Genomic DNA, 17,874 nt, shown 5'->3' on the forward strand with positions numbered 1-17,874 from the left:
TTTTATGCAAGCTTGTGTCTATTAAACCGATTTTCGCAACATCACGCCAATCAGTAAAATGATGAAGGTTGCCTGGTTTCTTTAGAATAGCCAGACTGAACTGCTGGTATAGGCAGTGTTTCTGCAAGCCAGAGGCTTTCCTGCATATTTATCGTCGGCAGCGGCCTTGTATCCAACTGCCATACATCCACTGGCTGAATGGTGGCCCACTCTATCTGCGTCTGAATCATTGTTGGCTGTACAGAACGAATAACTTTATATACAGTAGGAAACATAAAAATGGCCTCGATACAGATCGCTATTATCCAACCAAGGCTCAATCCCAGCAGGCCATAGGCATGCGCACCAAGGGCTGCTGCTCCTAGTTCCAGTAACCCACCGGGTATCATCGCTATCATGGCTGTCATAATACGATCCTGGATGCGGCATATTGATATGTAATGATTTTTCACCGTCAGAGGAAACGCGGCTAAGATCAGAAGCCGCAAACACCACGCTGCTTCATTTGCATACGCCTTCCCAAAAATCCCTAATATCTGTTGCGTACCTATCTGAAGAACCAGATTGGCCAATAGCGCCACCAGCAGGGAGATACCAATAGTTAACCTCGCTTTACGAGCCAGTGTTGTCTGCTGCGCTGCATTAGTTGCATGTAATACTGTAGTAAGTGCACCAGGAAAGATAAAGATAACGCAGGCAATCATCCACGCCACATAAAACCATGCGTTCATTCGTGCAGACAACATAAAGGTGACTAAAACCGGGAGGAGTTGGGTAGGAGCGAGTAATGTTAAATTCAGCATATGGTGCTGAATTGCAGCAAGCCCTAATTTATGCAAAAGATACCAACGAGGTCTGTAACTTTTGCTTCTCCAGTTTCTTCTCAGCACGACATTCGCAGCAATTAATCCTAATGATATTCCACTACTCACCATCCACGTTGCATAGATTTTCATACCTGGCTGGTTCGAGGGCCACCAATTAACCACTAAAAGTGCAGCAAGCTTCAAGACAGCAAAAAAAGCGTTGCGCCAGAACTGGAGGCCACCCTTCAGCAAACCAATTAGAGCCTGATCAAGTACCAGTGTAATTGCAGAGAAACCTACCCCGGCCGCAAATGTAAGTGTATCGATGGGTTCTGCTCCTAGTGGTTGGAAACCAGTGGAGATATGTGAAGCAATCAATGCAAAAACACATCCAACCAGTACTCCTAGCGCACCAACTACCAACAGAGCAGTGCTGATCATTGAGCCGGATTGCCTGGAATTGCGCGGTAGTTCCGTAATCAGCAATGTTCCCAGCCCTAGCATACTCATGTTACCCAGCAACGTCACCGCTGAGATAGAAGCCGAGGCTATTCCAATGGCTTCAGGAGGGAACCAGCGAGCTGCAACCCACCAATAAATAAAGCCCAGTCCAGAGGTAATGGCTGTCGCACCAACCAGTGAACTGGTATTGATTAAAATAACGCTATTGGCCCTAAACCAATGGATGAAAAACTTCAACACCACCAGTCCCCTTTCTTCAAGTAAAGACGCACCTTTAAAAGTGCACCTTTTTAGAATCGCCATTATGGAAGGACAAGGTAGGCTGAAAAGATATATTGGCATCAGTATGAATGCCCAAGTGCCGGACAGACTGACGCCGCAAGCATCCTTTAATATACCCGGTGGCAGTCATAGTGAGACCCAATACTATAGCACCTGCGCGTAAAAGATCATGAAGGTCTCCATGTCTCAATGCACTACCGATATATCTTGACACAGCCAATGGAAGAGTAACGAAAGCATAGGAACGCTCCGCTGAGAGACCATCTTTAGCACCTACATATTGACTGACAAGAGCTTTTGAAAGTCCTTCAGCATAGCAACGAGAGAGAAAATAGCGCAAATGGGTGCGTTCTGCTGAAATATGATGGTAAACAAGCGCCTTAGGTTCGAGAAGAAAGACTTTCTCCGGCCAGTGCTGGACAGCCCTAATACTGAGCTCGGCCTCTTCCCCTCCCATAAAATTAATACCAACGCGCCCGATACCTTCATGATACCCACCAGTCTCCTGAAATACTTCTCGTTTGATACAGGTACATCCCCCATAGGGGTTGCGCACAACAACGGGACTTTCTAGAAGAGTTTGATATGAGCAACCAATTACCCAGTAGAACTCAGAGGGGAACCACGCGGGATGTGAGCCTTGCCAGCACGGGAGCACGGTTCCACCCACACCCAATACGTGTGGATCGATGCAGCATTTCAACAAAAGTTCTAGCCAATGGGGTTCCGCCTCTGCATCATCATCGAGAAAAGCGATATATGAGCCATGTGCAATCGCCACACCGGTATTACGCGCCCCCGATAAGCCACGCAAGTGGCTATTTTCAATAACCGTAATATTCGGATACCGTTGGCGTACTCTCTCAAAAAGCTCGGTATTGTAATCAATTACAATAATAATTTCATCTGGCTGGCGTGTCTGCTTATGCAGCGACTCTACAGCAGCGATAAGATCATCCCAGCGCTTTTGTGTATAGGCACAAATAATTACAGTTACATTACATGTTGTAGCCACGAACGGTCACTCCTTCCACCCACTTATATGGGGTAACAAACGATGAACAACGACGTATAGCGCGCCAGACAGGGGTACGCACCTGAAGATAGAAAGTCTGGAGTGCCGACTGGCCAACTCCTTCTAACAACTGGCCAAATACATCAGGCGTTGTGGTCGGCTTGACCCAGAGGCGCGCCAGGGCAAAAGGATCGGTCTGCTCAGAACTCATCATATGCCTCACCGCACATGCTGAAGTGTAGCCCGCGGCATACACACACTGTCGGATTTGTGAAGTATAGTAGCCAAAGGGATAAGCAAAACTGTACACTTGATGGCCAAGCGTTTGTTCTAAGCTATCTTTGCAGGTCACAATTTCCTCTTGCGCCACATGAGGAGGAAGCATATCAAGCTGAGGGTGATGATGGCTATGGCCTCCACATTCTATGCCGTACGTATCAATTTGTCGCAACTCGTCTCTCGTCAACGTTCGCCGCTTCGACTCACCTTCTCTACTCAGCCAGAGGCTTGTGCCATCAAGAAAAGCGGTTGAAACATATAACGTCGCTGTAAAGTTATATTTCTGTAATATGGGTATTGCATGTGTGAGAAAGTCAGCAAAACCATCATCGAATGTCAATATAACGGGCCTTTCAGGTAGAGCATCTACATTATTGGCATGAGATTGTACAAAATGCGTGACTGTTATTGGCGTGTAGCCATGAGCATCCAGATAACTCATCTGCTCCATAAATAGTTCTGGAGAAACAGTAAACGGGCGGAACCTCGTATTGGTCGTATGCGAAATACTGTGGTACATCAAAATAGGAATCTTTTTCATTCCTACAGACATAGACATCTGATTATCCCTTTGATAATAAAAATCATTCAGATACATTCATGCTTCGAGCAAGCCAGGAACATCCTCTACATGTTCACTGGCAGCTTATTTTCTCTGAAGCGTTACGTGCACTTCTCGATATATAGCCTGCGGCGCATCTACTAAATACAGGCGTGCACTCGCATCGACTTTGCCAGTTTTATCTGGTGTCAATGACACCTGTTGCTTCCAGATACTCTTAGGGGCAAGCGAAACTGATGACCAGGTTTTGAACGGTTTTCCATTGACCATCACTAAGAGCTTATACTGCTTCACAGTCGTCTCCTCACTCTGCATCCCAAGATTGATCGTCCAGTTGTTACGATCTACCTGTGAAGGAAGCATCCAGAGCTGTGTATATCCCGCGCCTGATTGATGCAAGATACTATTGGTTGAGTATTGGAAAGAGACGGCAACAACAATAATGGCAAGCACCAGAAAGATGTAATCATGAACAGCAAAGTGAATTCTTCGCGCGCCACTATTCTTTATCTGTGCTTTACCCCGCAGAAGAAAACTACCAAGACAAAAAACTGTGTTAAATACATCTAGAAGTAATGTCCACGTGACCAGGTTCAATCCAGTAGAGAGCACATTGAGCGCAAAGCCACTTAATATCACAATAGCCAGACTTAATGCCAGACTGAATGCCAACCGATGATAGACGCCAGGCATTCGCTGTTGAAACATTACTTCACATAGCAAGTAACCTGGAATGAAGAGGACTATAGGTAGGGCTATTATGATGCCAATAAAATGAGGCAGGGAAGGAAAAACAGCCCATAGGATGTTTGCTATCACAGCTGCCATTATCAATAGCAGATCAATGTTTTTCTGGCGCATTAATTAACCCTCCAGTATCATAAATGACAAGATTTCCACTATCGAAGACTTTATTGAGCTGTGAGATAGCATTAAATTTGGTTAGACTACGGGGATCAACTGGCCTGGTATGCTGATACGCTCCTATTTCGGCCTCGTCAAAGTAAAATCCCAATAACGGACGCTCCTTACTCATACGCATATCAACAACCAGAAAATGTATCTTTGCCGTCCGAATTATGCCTGCTTCATCAGGTCCTAATTGGGTTGAGAAGAAAATGGGAGACACATCTACGTGATCTTCAATCGAATCAACTATCCTTTGCTTACCATACGTTGCCGCCAGGATCTGATTGGTCCTATCAGTTGCTATGCGTTGATTGGGACCAAGATAGGTGCGTGTCCATGTCGCTGCCTGAATACCCTCCATCTCAATGGACCGTGTATCAGCTGCAACCGCATAGGAGCCAGGTAGAAGTGACATCGATGGCCCCGCTCCAAGTATGGTGCCACCTAACGCTATCACTAAAAGAGTAGTTGTAAGAGAGAGAAGATGCTTCCATGTGAGCCAACGAGTCGGCCACAGTTGTATGATCATGATAGCTAATACAGTAGAGATAGGAATATAGAGAAATGCCGCTGAGCGATCCACCAGCTCGCTCCCTGATGTAGTAAAGCGGAATACCTGCACAAGTGGGTAGCACAATACAAGCACACCAAAAGTAATGGCTAGGGCATTTCTGCGAAAACGCAACCAGAGGCATAGCAATCCAAATGGGAAACCTGACAGTACAAGCAATTGTGATAAGAGGGTCAGTATTCGCTCCCAGATCGGGGTAGGTTGCCCCGTGTAGCTCTGGAATAGCGGCCGTGCAGTGCTCATACCAGTCAGAATATGATTCAATTCTGTTACTGCCAGTTTGATGAATGAGGAGATATATTCGACGACTGGATTACCTATATGCAAAGCCACTACCAGAGAGAATGCCATGCCAATCAGAGCAATGCGGGCTACATAGGAGCGATACAGTGGCTTCAGGCGTAGGAACATATAGATAATTGCCCAGAGAACAAGTACGCCATCAAGAAAAAAGTCCGTTATATGGTGCGTAACAGCAACAGTCGCCAGTACGATCAGAATAGTCACGAACATCCAGCGTAGATCGCCACGGAGTGATTTATGTTGTATCTTCGCAAACATGACAATGGGCGCCATCGGTTTTAAGCCATTAAAACGTACTGAAGCAACCTGGCGCAGTTCGATAGCGAGCAAAACAAACGTCAACAGCGGAAGCGCCAACGATTCATATGCGTACTGAGCATCAAACATGAGAAAATGGGGATTCCCCATGTAAATAATAGTGGCGATGCCAGCCATACGTGGGGAATTCGTCAGTCGCTCATTCAGCAAAAAGAGCGATAATACCATGAGCAAACGAGCAACCCCAATAACAATCAAGGCAGTATGAAAAATGCTCATCCCACTGAGCATACTTAATGCATTCGTGACAATCTCCACACCTGGATAATATGGACCGACTGGAAGCAATGTATTACTGGTGAAAAGATGCCCGGTCTGGCTGATGTCATCTGCTGAACGCCAATGCAGAAATTCATCAAACATTGAGAAGTACACCGGGCTCGTCAACACTTTCACCAAATATAGGCTTATCCCTGTCGTACAAACAATAGCTATACGCTCAAAACGTGTTGCTGCGGGTGAGAGCAAGCGTATCAGAGCAGGTGCAAGGATGAGCGACAGACCGAGCATAAAAAAAATCTCTAGTCCAGATCTACCATCACGAGCTACCGCAAAAGCATAGGCTGTTGAGAATAGGCCGAGAGCACAGCTCAAGGTTAACGCTGGAAACCATCCACAAACTAACGCCCTCCCTGCTTGTTGCCTATCTACACAGGTGTCCTCCGGATCAGGGTCGTGCGCTCGATTGAGAAAAGCGATGCCCATCTGGCTCATAGGTGGCGGAAGTTTGTTGAGCAGCCGATCGATTACATTGGTATCTTTTTTCTGTGCTGCTTCCAATCCACTAGTAGATGAAGAACCTCTTCCTTCATCTATACCTGTTACTATTTTCATATGTATTGCATCTTTCTATATTTCATGCAGATACTTCCTGATATACTCGCTCTATACGCGAGACTACCGCTTTGGATTGAAATTCAGCAACTCTCTGTCTGGCCTTTATACTCATCTGACTTCTTCGTGCCGGATCATCAAGCAAGCACTGAATAGCATCACGAAGTGCCACTGGATCATTCGGAGGAACAAGAAAACCTGTTTCGCCATCGGCTATGATATCCGAGAGCCCACCTATGCGGGAAGCAATTACGGGCCGACCAGACGCCATGGCCTCCATGGCAACTGTTGGACAGGGATCTGGCCATATCGAAGGAGCAAGCGCAATGGCACAGCGATTCCAGGCCGCCATCACGGCTTCATGTGGCCAGCCCTGCAAAACTCTCACGCCGGGCGGAAACTCTATCTCCAGGTCTTTTCCTGGTCGTCCAATGAGTACCAGAGGAATTTGATTCCGCAAGCCTGCGAATGCTCGTAGCAACACATCCGCACCTTTATCTCGTGTCACGTCACCCACAAAAAGCAAAAATTCTTTATCAGGTAACTGTGCTAATAATGGATGTTCATCGTCACGCAACGTAGCCACATTATCTGGCACAAAATTCGGAATGACCTGGTGAGGCACCTTATGCCTGGCTAATTGGGTACCCAGCGCAACCGCCTCACTCACCGGCAAGAACATATCCACCACCCGCCGTTCTGCCAATCCCCATATCCAGTTTGCTACTGTTGACGGAACCCCCTTTGCAATCCCATAAAAATCATTCGAACACTGGACGCACTTTACAAAAGCTGGACCGTCACAGACACGGTTTTGATAGGTCAGGCGCTTCTGCACACAAACCAGACTATAATCATGCAATGTTACAATAAGCTTTGCCTTACTCCAGGCTTTTAATGGCGTCACAGAATGAACAATCCAGTTATGAGCATGAATAATATCAGGGCGCTCAACGAGAATTACACGACGTATAGCATTGAGAGCCTCTGGATCTGGAAAGGGGGGCGCATACTGACGCCCTTGTTCGCTAAACAGCGTGGCGATACGCTGCATCGTGCCACGAATGCGGTGAATACGCACGCCATGATCTATCTCAAACTCAGCTTGCCCCTTATGCCAGAGCGTCGCTAAGGCTACGTCATGGCCACGCCTCACCAGTTCAATGCCAAGATTGCGCACGTGGCGCTCTTCACCACCAATAGTAGGAGGATAGAACTGAGCAAGCATTAAAATACGCATAGTTTCCTCTCCACTGCTGATGCATATATCTCTAGCAATTTCTGCGCACAATCATCCCACGTTGATAGCGCAAACTGCCTGGGAGGAAGCAAGGGGTCTTCAATCTGCTGGAGTGCAGCCTGAGCGATTTCTTCGGAACTACTCTTCAACGGTACGGCACGAGCGAATCCTTGTTCAGCTATCTCACGTAAACCCGAGGTATCTGCGACCAACACGGGACGTTGAAGTGCTAGGGCCTCCATCACAGCTATTGGATGGGCTTCGTACTCGCTCAACAGGGTAACAAGCGCCGATCGTGAAAGAATGTCCGCCATCGCTTGCCTATCATGGGCTGGAACCGAACGAATCTCGACACGCTCAGCTACCCCTATCTCTCTAGCTTTTGCTTCCAAAACTGCTTGATATGGGCCAACACCTAAAATCAAGAGCTTAGCCTCTGGTCGTTTCTCCAAAATCCTCGGCATAGCACTGATCATATGCTGATGCCCCTTATATTTCTCCAGCCGTCCAATAGAGGTAATCAGCAGTGTTCCAGACTCCGGAGTAGCTCGTGATACAACCTCCGGCACTACAGCACCATTGGGAATTACAGTAAACTGTTCCTGTGGAAGACGAAGCAACGTGCGGAAATAGGTAGCCTCGAAACGCGATACCCCGATAAGTTTAGTAGCACGCATCAATAATGGACGTTGGATTTGCCACTGCACACTACGAATACTGTTGCGCCAACTGGATGAGTGTCCGCCGGTATGGAAGGTCATAATGTAAGGGATTCTGGCCACTCTAGCAGCATACATTGCAAACAAAGGCACAAACGAGTGACAGCCCTGACAGTGAACAAGATCCCAGTTTCCCTGTTTGATAATAGAAGCTATTTCGGGTGCTATATAATAATCCGTTTGAGAAGGCCATGATGGTATACGAATTACACGCATGCCTTCCACTTCTTCCTCTCGTGGTAGAGGGGACGCTGGTTGCTGAGCCACAGTTGTAAGTAAAGTTACATCCACTCCATTTTGCGCCAGGCGCCGCCCAACCTCATGAACATGGGTCTGGATGCCCCCCATAAAAGGAAAATATACCGCAGTCACCATTAGTACACGCAATTTTTTTGCTTGAGCCACGACAACTTTGCTCCTCGGAAATGTCTAAGGATACCTTTTCTATATATATTTTTCTATATAGAAACTTTTTCCATGCTGGCAGATTTATGTATGCATAAGCCTCAATACTTACCGGATAACATTTTTTCTTGTTTTTCTTGAATTATCTTATGGACAAGCTTTTTATGATCTATCGCTACATGGATACTGGCCTTGCCGATAACATATCCCCATACAGTAATTGACAGGCCAGCAATAATAGCACCTGCACGCGCCCATCCAGCAAAATCAAGGCGAAATAGCCCATCAGAAAAACCGCGCAGCACTCCGATCGGCAATGTGCGAAACATATACGCACGTTCTGAGGCAAGACCATCTCTGGTCCCTGTACTCTGTGTCACTATTGCCTTAGAAAGGCCCTCACTATAGCAGCGCAAGCAAAAGTAGTCCCAGGTAGTTCGTTTAACTGGTACGTGGTGAAAGACGTTGGCTTGAGGTTGATGAAGAAACATACTACCTGGCAGAAGCTGACGCGCTCGAATGCAAAGTTCCGTCTCCTCGCCACTGATGGGATGTGATCCAACCCGACCTATTCCTGCCTGGAATCCCCCTATTTCATCGAATATCCGGCGTCGGAAGGCCATATTCGCGCCTATTGGATTACGTATGCTTGTAACCGTTTGTGGCATACCCAGATAAGAACAACCAACAACCCAATGAAACTCAGCGGGAAACCAGGCGGGTTCCTTCAGCTCCCATAATGGAGTAAGAGTCCCTCCAGTACCAATAACGCGATGATCAGCAAATCCCACACAGAGTTGTTCTAACCAACTTGGTGTTGCGATAGCATCATCATCAAGAAATGCAACGAGAGAACCAGTAGCCACAGCAAGGCCAGTATTCCGTGCACCAGCCAACCCATGATCTCCACTATTCTCCACGACAACAACATCAGGGACCTTAATCCGAATACGCATCAGAAGACGGGCATTGTGATCAATAACGATGATAATTTCTCGCGCAGGAACAGTCTGTTGTTTTACTGACTCAATGGCAATAACAAGATTGTCAAAACGCTCTTCTGTGTATGCACAGATAATTACGGAAATGCCGTCTGCTCGATGAGTCATCTACTGCTCACTTTCCATCCCTGCATACCCACTCACAATTAATTGGCGCGCCAGGGAGTGTTCTCTGCCGTTGTGCTCATTCACAATAGCCTTTTTACCAGGTGCTTCCTTTGGAGGAGACCAGAAAAGATTACGAGAAAAAGTATAAAGAATCTTTAGCCCATCTTTCATTGGAGCGAGTTTTGTCTCACCGGTACGGATACTATAGGTAATTGGCACTGAGTAGATAGAGTAGTTGAGTTTCACCATCTTGGAGATCATTTCCATTTCGATACTAAACCCGTCTGATTCTAAATGATCCCTCATCCCTACGATCACATCTCCCCGCCAGGCAAAGTAGCCACTTAGCACATCAGTGATGTTCGCGCCATAAAAACATCTTACGAGAAAAGTATACATCCAATTTGCTAGACGATTTTGCATCTTAAAAGCATTTTTCGTGATCTTTCCGCCGAGGCGTGAGCCAATAACAACGTCACAAAACTTATTGCTGATAGGTTCTATCAACCTTAGCATTTCTCTAGCATGATAGGTGGCGTCACCATCAAGCATAACAATATAATCTGTATCGCTGTCGATACACTGGAATGCTCGGCGTATTGCATTGCCTTTGCCTTTTACACGCTCAAAAATGACACGAGCACCCTTGCTCGCTGCAACTTCGGCAGTCCGGTCAGAAGAGTTGTTGTCAATGACGATAATGATGGCTTCGTAGCCGTATTTATTCAATGTCTGATAGGGAATATCGTCTATTACTTTGGCGATGCCTTGTTCTTCGTTATAGCATGGTATTAGAATGGCAATTTTTTCTTTTTCCATGTTCGTCACGGCAAGGTACCACGCCTTCTGACGTGGAAGACATGCCGCCCTCCTCTTGCATAACTATACCCATCCATCCCACTGCTTGATGGGGCAATATCGCGATCTAATGTACTGAATATATCTTCGCCTAATCGGTTGAAAACCTTTGATACTTTGTTTCTCCCAGGTAAAAGTTTTGTGAGGACAAAAACTTGAATGTATTTGCATCATACGCATGTCATAATATGCGTTCATCAGCACTGAGAATCAAAATCCACGTTCTGGGAGTAAGCTATTGACCCCATTATTTTCCCATTCCGAGTAGTGGCATAATTGACATTGCCTCTCAATCAATGCGCCAGGCTCTATTTTTGCAGTAATACCAGCTGCTCTGGAGGCTTGCTCTGCCCAAGAAAATATAAATGATACAGTTACACATATTGAGCAATGAGGAGCTCCCGCTTCTCATTGCTCAATATTGTCTAGATACGTTCATTGTATCTTTATCCCCCACCACAATAACATTTTTGCATACATACCCTTGCAACGTATCGCTTTTCACATCTCCTTCTTACACTCACATCATTGTGGGCCTATTCATTATTCGGTAGACGTTAACAGCTCTTTTCTTCCACCCGGGGAATAGTATAGATGACTGGCAAGAAATGTACATCGTTAGAATTGCCTAATTGTTAGATCTCTAATAGAGGTGCCATGTAGGCAAGTCTAACTAGAACATGATGGTAGAGAAACATCCATGATGAGCGAAAATCTGAATCAAGAGGAGGTTAGGTAAAACTAACTACTAAAGTTCGTTTTACCTGGCGACTAATGTACCTGAACCCGGTTCAAACAAGCTGGTTATCAAATGCGTAACGCACCGCGGCGACACGCGAGGAAACATTGAGCTTGCTATAAATTGAGCGCAAATGCGCGTTAACCGTGCGTGTACTGAGGACAAGCCTTTCAGCTATCTGTACACTGGTCAGGCCCAGGGCAAGCAGACGCAGTACTTCCAGCTCTCGCAGTGTCAGTCCAACAGCAGACGCCGCTGGCGGGAGTTCGGCATCAGACGGCGCTGCAGGAGCGACAACTTCGTTCGCAGGCGGTGAAGGAGGAGGCAACGGCATAGGCTTCTGGTTATCGAGCACCTGGTCCAGCGATAGGTTCCGTCCGGTCGCCCAGAGGTCAGAGAAAACCTTTGCACCCAGAGAGGACCGGGCAACCTTGATCGCGCGCTTATACTCCTGTTGCCAGGCAGCCGGTAGAGGTGTTCCTCTGGTTTCGCGGAAAGTTTCAGCGGCGCCCCAGAGCCGTGCCGCCCTGGCAGGGTTAGTCTGGGCGGCAACTTCGGCAAGCCCTTCCAGGCTAAAAGCAACAACCTGTGGCGTCGCCATATGCCTTGCCATCGCCAGACTCTCCTCATGAAGAGTCTGTGCATGAGCTAAATTTCCCTGGCGAGCAATGATTCTCCCCAACAGGGAGAGGGCTTCAGCCAGATTATCCTGAGATGGCATCCAGCTCGCGGCAATCTCCTTCAGGATGGCAACGCTCTCTGTAAGCAGGTCATGCGCCCTGTCAATTTTTCCCTGCAGGAGCGCCAGTTGCCCCTGGAGCGAGATGGTTGTGCCGATAATCCGTTTGACGCCATGTTCTCGATCGAGTGTGAGTTTTTCTGCCAGGAACGTCTGAGCGCGGGCATAATCACCTTGATTGAGAGCCACCAATACCAGGATTTCCAAAACAGGAGAAATTCTACTACTATCCCCCGCTGCTCTGAGAAGCGGCAGGCTCTCTTCAGCGAGAGCACGAGCCCTGGCGTAGTCCCCCTGGATGTTTGCGATGGAAGCGAGACGAAAAAGGGTAAACGGCACCCCACCTGAGACTGACGATGACCCTATTTGCAAAGGACCACAGCCTCCCTGATCTTCCAGTCCTCGAAAAAGAGCCAGGCTCTCTTCTAAGAATTGCCGCGCGCTGTTATACTCCCCCTGATACATAGTCGCAATGCCTATATTACTGAGTGCCCAGGCGATACCCAGTGTTGCACCGGCTTTGCGGAACAATGCCAGACTCACTTGCCAGAGCTCCACTGCACGAGTCAAATTACCCTGATTGTCGGCCTGAATACCCAGTGTCTGCAGCCCCCATCCCCAGACGTCATGCTCATCACTCCTATGAGCAGTAAGTTCCCGTTCCAGGAACATTCGTCCTTCACGTGGATAGTTTCGCGCCCACCAGAACCATAAAATATCATTGCACAGGCGCAAGGCCTGCTCTATCTCACCTTGCTCAAGCAACCAGTTCAAGGCAGCGAGCAGGTTGTCTTTTTCCCGCCCCAATAAACGAAACCAATTTTCTTTTTCGGGGCTATTAATATCCGCCCCCACTTTGCGCGCCAGCGCCTGATAATATGTCGCATGTTTCTGCCGAACGATCGCCAGTTCTCCACTTGCCGTCAGGCACTCCAGTCCATATTCACGTATTGTGTCCAACATTGTCAGGCGTGACTCACCAGCTGGCCACTCTACCAGGCGTAGCAGACTCTTCGCAAGGAGCGAGTCCAATCCATCAAGGACCGAACCTTCTGTTTCACCGCCATCAAGCAGAAGTTCACCACAGATCTCCTCTGCGGCCTCCAGAGTGAAACCGCTAACAAATATGGAGAGATACTGGAAGAGACGTTGCTCATAAATATCCAGCAGATCATAGCTCCACTGTAGTGTTTTGCGTAGTGTCTGCTGTCGTTCAGGGAGGCTCGAAGCGCCTCGCGTAAGAACAGATAGGCGCTGCGCAAGCCGTGCCAGCAATGCTTTTGGTGGCATAAGTCTGATGCGCGCTGCCGCCAGTTCAATGGCAAGCGGAAGACCATCCAAACGTACACAAATTTCAGCGATCACACTAGCATTGTCAGCGGTTAAAGAAAAGTCTGGTCGCATCGCCTGCGCTCGATCGAGAAACATCGCGACTGCAGCCTGCTGCGCGAGAACCTCATGCTCGGGCAAATGAGCGAGGTCGGGAAGAGCCAATGGTTGAACAAGAAACGAATGCTCTCCTTGCAGATGCAGAAGAGCCCGGCTGCTAATGAGAAGCTTGAGGCCAGGGCAGGCTGCCAGAAGTTCGGCGAGCATCGGTGCTGCAGCCACCACTTGCTCCATATTGTCTAGCACAAGCAGCTGCTGCTGATCACGCAGCGCCGCGATCAGCAACTTCAGGATAGGCTGCTCTCCTTCTTCCTTCACATCGAGCTGTTGAGCAATCGTGGACATAACCAGCTGATGATCACAGATAGGGGCCAGTGAGACAAAACACACACCATCACGGAAAGTGGTACGTGACCGCTGTGCAACAGCAAGACTAAGACGCGTTTTCCCAACGCCACCTGGCCCCAACAGTGTCAGAACACGCACGTCTGAACGCTGGAGGAAGGCGCAAACACGTTCTATATCCTGCTCGCGCCCGAGAAGTTTGGTGAGAAAAACGGGCACATTTCCACGCAATACAGGCTCAACCGTTTGAGGGCTTTCTGACTGCTTGCGACTCAAAAAATCAAGGATTTCTCGCGTGGAGGAGGAGAGAGAAAGAGGCGCTGGCATAATCGCATGTGTTCCCTGCATAGCACGTTCCATGGCAATCCCCAGGTCTCGCACACTTGCGAAGCGCTGCCCTGGATCTCTGGCCAGCGCCCGTAACACGACCTCCTCGATGGCAGGTGGAATGTCAGGTGGCTGTGTATATAATGGTGAGGGAGAAAGCGACAATTGTGGCAGAGCAGCCTGCAATATGTGTAGTGGCGGCATGCCAGTGAGCCATTCGTAGATCATGGTTCCCAGAGCATACTGGTCACTTGCTGGCAATGGCTGTCCTTGCAGTTGTTCAGGTGCCAGATAAGGGGAAGTGCTTGCCCCAGAAAAGGCGAGATCCTGGTCATTATACAGTTGTGCATTTGAGGCGAAGGCCGCCAGGCCAAAATCGCTGAGCAACACCTCTCCATGAGAGCCCCACAGGAGATTTTCGGGCTTAACATCGCGATGCACAAATCCCTCATCATGAGCATACTGCAAAGCCGGCACAACATGCCGAACAATGCGGAGCATGACATCTAGAGAGACACGCGTTCCCCTTGGAAAAGTGGTGCGTAGCGAGCCCCCAGGGGCATGCTCCAGTACTAGATATGCAATGTCATCCTCCACTGCAAAATCAAGGACGCGCACAATATAAGGATGCTTGAGATGTGCCAGGATACGTGCTTCCTGCAAAAATGCAGCGCTCTGTTCTCTGTTCACCTGCGTACGTACCACCTTGAGCGCCGCATGAGACTTAAGATGAATCTGTTCCCCCAGGTAAACGTCAGCAAAGCCTCCACGTCCCAGGAGACGAAGTACACGATAATTACCCAGTTGATGACCTACCAGATTAATCATATACTTTCCCTAATCCGTACACAAATGATGATTCCACAAAAACAATTTGACTGGTAACTGCAATAAAGAATGCAGTTCTATATAAAATTCATTCACATAAAAACGTAATAGATGGTACTGAACTACGATATCTCGTTCGATTGGCCTGTATATATAAATCCGGCATATATACTATTTTTCTCACAAAAAGTATATCCGCTACTGCCCGTAGAAAATTCTTCGTTATCGACGACATTTATATATACCAATTTTATTACTAAAAAGCAACAATTATTGGCAATTGAGCTAAAAAATTCATTTAATCTTAAGAACTCTCCAAAAATAAATACCGACTAATTTCTTTTTCATCGCTGCATGCAGAAAATTCTACAAGACTTCGATAAAATGTAGCAGTTAACGATGCACACAAATATATTTACTTACCAGAATGACACATTATTGAGTATAATGCAAGTCATGAAGATACAAATAATAAAAGTTGATAAGCAAAATGTTGCACAATATGGATGAGTAAACGCACGAAATGCACACAATATGCTTATCAGGGAAGGCGAGTGGAAGCCAGAAAACACAAAGTCAGACACATCAACCACTATGTTAGTGTCAGGATGGCAAAGATAATAATGCATGAACAGAAAAAATGCTTCCCCACTCTATGTCACTCAATGTGTTGTAGAAGCTTTCTCTTCATTGGGGATCAGCACCAGCTTGCCCTGTACATGGCCTCCTTCCATGCGTTCGTGGGCCTGTGCGATCTGACTCAAGGGCAAACGCGCAGCGATGAGTGGTTTGATCTGTCTCGCAGCCAGGAGATCGAACAAGGTAAGCAGATCCTCGCGGAACCAATCAGGATGGTTGTTTTTGAAGCCCTGGAAACCGACGACGCTATAGAAGGTGGCGCGCTTCCCGTTGGGAAAGATCGACCAGAAGGCCAGTTGCAGCACCATGATAAGCAGCGTCAGTGCAATGGGAAGTCCTCCCATGCTCGATGAGAAACCGTAGGCGACCAGGGTACCGCCCGGGCGCAGCGTGCGAAAGGATTGTTGGAGATGATTGCCCCCGATGGGGTCAAAGACGGCATCGACACCGTCGCCGGTGAGCGCGCGCACGCGGGCCACGACGTCCTCGCGGGTATAGTCAATGGGGATCGCTCCCAGAGCAGCAACGGTCTCGTGTTTGGTCGGAGACGCCGTACCATACATCTCCAGTCCAAATAGCTTGCCGAGCTGCAACAGGGCCGTACCAACTCCCCCGGCGGCTCCATAAACGAGCACGCGCTGGCCCACTTTGACATGGGCGACGCGGTGCAACATCTGGTACGCCGTCAGATAGTTGAGGACGAGGCAGACCCCTTCGGCCGGATCAATCTCCCCGGGAACGGGAACCAGCTCATGCTCGGACAGGCAGATGTACTGACTGTAGCCACCGAAGCGCGGCAAAGCGGCAACCATGGTGCCAACCGCGTATGTTCTCGCGGCCGCGCCACACTTCTCCACCATTCCGACCAGGTCGTATCCCGGCGTGAAGGGTAAGCGCGGCAGGCCCGGGTATTTACCATAGCGCATGAGCACGTCGGCGAAGGCCACACCAGCCGCCAGGATCTTGACGCGCACTTCGTCGGGGCCAGGCTCGGGTAGTTCGTCTTCGCGCAGTTGCAGCACCTGTGGGCCGCCAGCTTTTGTGAGCATCACACGCTGATATTTCATCGTTCACCAACTATGCTTTCCTTATTAACCCCTGCAGAGCCTCTCCACCTTGCCGGTCTGCAGCTCGCTCCATCCCATAAGTTATAGCAGATCCAGGATTCAGTTTATACTATGTGGTAATCAGGAGATAGTCCGGCCAGGCCATCTCCTGGTTGTCACCCACAAAAACCTTGGGGAATCCCTACAGAGGCCAACGCGTCAGAACTATGCCTTATCTTCGTGTGGGTGTACGGCCTGACCCGCGATGCGGGCAACGATGGCTCGTGGGAAGATGCGTGGTAGCTGGGCGAGCAGCGCGTTGGCGCGGCCGTCGATGGCAATGCGCTGTCCTCGTTCAAGCGCGCGCAGGCCGGTCGCGACCACCTGCTCTACTGTACGCTTGCGTCCCACGGCAGCAGCCTCACTGGCGACCTCGAAGAACGGCGTTTCAGTGGCACCGGGGCAGAGGGCAAGCACGCGCAGACCGCGCTGGCGATACTCCTCGGAGAGCGCCTCCGAGAAAGATAATACGAAAGCCTTGCTAGCCGAGTAGACCGCCATATATGGCAAGGGCTGGAAGCCAGCTGTCGAAGCAACATTGATGATAGCACCGCCGCCACGCTTGAGCATCTCGGGTATGAACGCGTGTGTCATATCGACCACTGAAACAACATCGACCATCACCTGCTGGTGATCGCGCTCAGGCTCGATGGTCTCAAAGTAACCATTGAGGCCAAAGCCAGCATTATTAATCAACATGTCTACCACCAGTCCCCGCTGCTCAACCTCTTGCCGGATCGTCTGTGCAGCCTGCGGCTGACTGAGGTCGGAGACGATAACCTCAGCCTTGATGGCGTGTCTCTGCGCCAGATCGTCTGCCAGCGCACGCAGACGTTCCTCAGAACGAGCAACCAGGATGAGGTTAACGTTGCGGGCCGCCAGCGCATACGCAAAGCTCTGCCCGATTCCTGATGACGCGCCAGTAATAAGTGCGGTTTTGCCTTGATAGGTAAACATGAATCTTTCTCCTTCTGTGTACTGCCTATTGAAACGTTGTTTTACTTTGGTAACGATGTTTTCAAAGTAAAAATCTATGCGTATAATTGTCAAAATAAGCCGTCTGTCAGGAATGATAGCTATTGCGGAGCAG

General features: G+C 48.6%; 12 protein-coding genes. All 12 read right to left on the reverse strand.

Features of this window, described 5'->3' with window-relative positions; translation table 11 throughout:
* Nucleotides 1-50: 50 nt before the first annotated feature.
* Complete coding sequence (locus JMI88_RS05820) at nucleotides 51-1,610, reverse strand: lipopolysaccharide biosynthesis protein (RefSeq protein ID WP_201360844.1); 1,560 nt, start codon at nucleotides 1,608-1,610, stop codon at nucleotides 51-53.
* Nucleotides 1,543-2,565, reverse strand: coding sequence for a glycosyltransferase family 2 protein (locus JMI88_RS05825; RefSeq protein WP_201360846.1), 1,023 nt, complete (start codon nucleotides 2,563-2,565; stop codon nucleotides 1,543-1,545). Before JMI88_RS05825 ends, JMI88_RS05820 begins: the two co-directional genes overlap by 68 nt.
* Nucleotides 2,549-3,403 carry a polysaccharide deacetylase family protein gene (locus JMI88_RS05830; RefSeq protein ID WP_201360848.1) on the reverse strand — a complete coding sequence of 285 codons (855 nt, stop codon included), beginning with the start codon at nucleotides 3,401-3,403 and terminating at the stop codon, nucleotides 2,549-2,551. The genes JMI88_RS05825 and JMI88_RS05830 overlap by 17 nt, the downstream gene beginning before the upstream one ends.
* A gap of 87 nt (nucleotides 3,404-3,490) precedes the next feature.
* Nucleotides 3,491-4,267 carry a DUF8471 domain-containing protein gene (locus tag JMI88_RS05835; RefSeq protein ID WP_201360850.1) on the reverse strand — a complete coding sequence of 259 codons (777 nt, stop codon included), beginning with the start codon at nucleotides 4,265-4,267 and terminating at the stop codon, nucleotides 3,491-3,493.
* Nucleotides 4,248-6,341 carry a hypothetical protein gene (locus JMI88_RS05840; RefSeq protein ID WP_201360851.1) on the reverse strand — a complete coding sequence of 698 codons (2,094 nt, stop codon included), beginning with the start codon at nucleotides 6,339-6,341 and terminating at the stop codon, nucleotides 4,248-4,250. The genes JMI88_RS05835 and JMI88_RS05840 overlap by 20 nt, the downstream gene beginning before the upstream one ends.
* 22 nt (nucleotides 6,342-6,363) lie before the next feature.
* Nucleotides 6,364-7,581 carry a glycosyltransferase family 4 protein gene (locus JMI88_RS05845; protein ID WP_201360853.1) on the reverse strand — a complete coding sequence of 406 codons (1,218 nt, stop codon included), beginning with the start codon at nucleotides 7,579-7,581 and terminating at the stop codon, nucleotides 6,364-6,366.
* Nucleotides 7,569-8,705, reverse strand: coding sequence for a glycosyltransferase family 4 protein (locus JMI88_RS05850; protein WP_201360855.1), 1,137 nt, complete (start codon nucleotides 8,703-8,705; stop codon nucleotides 7,569-7,571). Before JMI88_RS05850 ends, JMI88_RS05845 begins: the two co-directional genes overlap by 13 nt.
* 101 nt (nucleotides 8,706-8,806) lie before the next feature.
* Nucleotides 8,807-9,814, reverse strand: coding sequence for a glycosyltransferase family 2 protein (locus JMI88_RS05855; RefSeq protein ID WP_201360857.1), 1,008 nt, complete (start codon nucleotides 9,812-9,814; stop codon nucleotides 8,807-8,809).
* On the reverse strand, nucleotides 9,815-10,633 hold the full coding sequence (locus tag JMI88_RS05860; protein ID WP_236022849.1) for a glycosyltransferase family 2 protein: 819 nt from the start codon (nucleotides 10,631-10,633) through the stop codon (nucleotides 9,815-9,817).
* 830 nt (nucleotides 10,634-11,463) lie between these two features.
* On the reverse strand, nucleotides 11,464-15,039 hold the full coding sequence (locus tag JMI88_RS05865) for a protein kinase domain-containing protein (RefSeq protein ID WP_201360860.1): 3,576 nt from the start codon (nucleotides 15,037-15,039) through the stop codon (nucleotides 11,464-11,466).
* Between the two features lie 662 nt (nucleotides 15,040-15,701).
* Entirely contained in the window at nucleotides 15,702-16,745 is a 1,044-nt protein-coding gene (locus JMI88_RS05870) for a medium chain dehydrogenase/reductase family protein (RefSeq protein ID WP_201360862.1), read from the reverse strand.
* A gap of 204 nt (nucleotides 16,746-16,949) precedes the next feature.
* Nucleotides 16,950-17,741: an SDR family NAD(P)-dependent oxidoreductase gene (locus JMI88_RS05875; RefSeq protein ID WP_201360864.1), complete on the reverse strand. Its 792-nt coding sequence runs from the start codon at nucleotides 17,739-17,741 to the stop codon at nucleotides 16,950-16,952.
* Between the last annotated feature and the right edge of the window lie 133 nt (nucleotides 17,742-17,874).

Source organism: Dictyobacter formicarum, from assembly GCF_016587435.1.

Bases quoted from the DNA above. Each gene is read 5' to 3' on its own strand.
- JMI88_RS05820 (WP_201360844.1), bottom strand. From the start codon at position 1,610: ATGCCAATATATCTTTTCAGCCTACCTTGTCCTTCCATAATGGCGATT.
- JMI88_RS05830 (WP_201360848.1), bottom strand. From the start codon at position 3,403: ATGTCTATGTCTGTAGGAATGAAAAAGATTCCTATTTTGATGTACCAC.
- JMI88_RS05835 (WP_201360850.1), bottom strand. From the start codon at position 4,267: ATGCGCCAGAAAAACATTGATCTGCTATTGATAATGGCAGCTGTGATA.
- JMI88_RS05840 (WP_201360851.1), bottom strand. From the start codon at position 6,341: ATGAAAATAGTAACAGGTATAGATGAAGGAAGAGGTTCTTCATCTACT.
- JMI88_RS05845 (WP_201360853.1), bottom strand. From the start codon at position 7,581: ATGCGTATTTTAATGCTTGCTCAGTTCTATCCTCCTACTATTGGTGGT.
- JMI88_RS05855 (WP_201360857.1), bottom strand. From the start codon at position 9,814: ATGACTCATCGAGCAGACGGCATTTCCGTAATTATCTGTGCATACACA.
- JMI88_RS05860 (WP_236022849.1), bottom strand. From the start codon at position 10,633: ATGGAAAAAGAAAAAATTGCCATTCTAATACCATGCTATAACGAAGAA.
- JMI88_RS05865 (WP_201360860.1), bottom strand. From the start codon at position 15,039: ATGATTAATCTGGTAGGTCATCAACTGGGTAATTATCGTGTACTTCGT.
- JMI88_RS05870 (WP_201360862.1), bottom strand. From the start codon at position 16,745: ATGAAATATCAGCGTGTGATGCTCACAAAAGCTGGCGGCCCACAGGTG.
- JMI88_RS05875 (WP_201360864.1), bottom strand. From the start codon at position 17,741: ATGTTTACCTATCAAGGCAAAACCGCACTTATTACTGGCGCGTCATCA.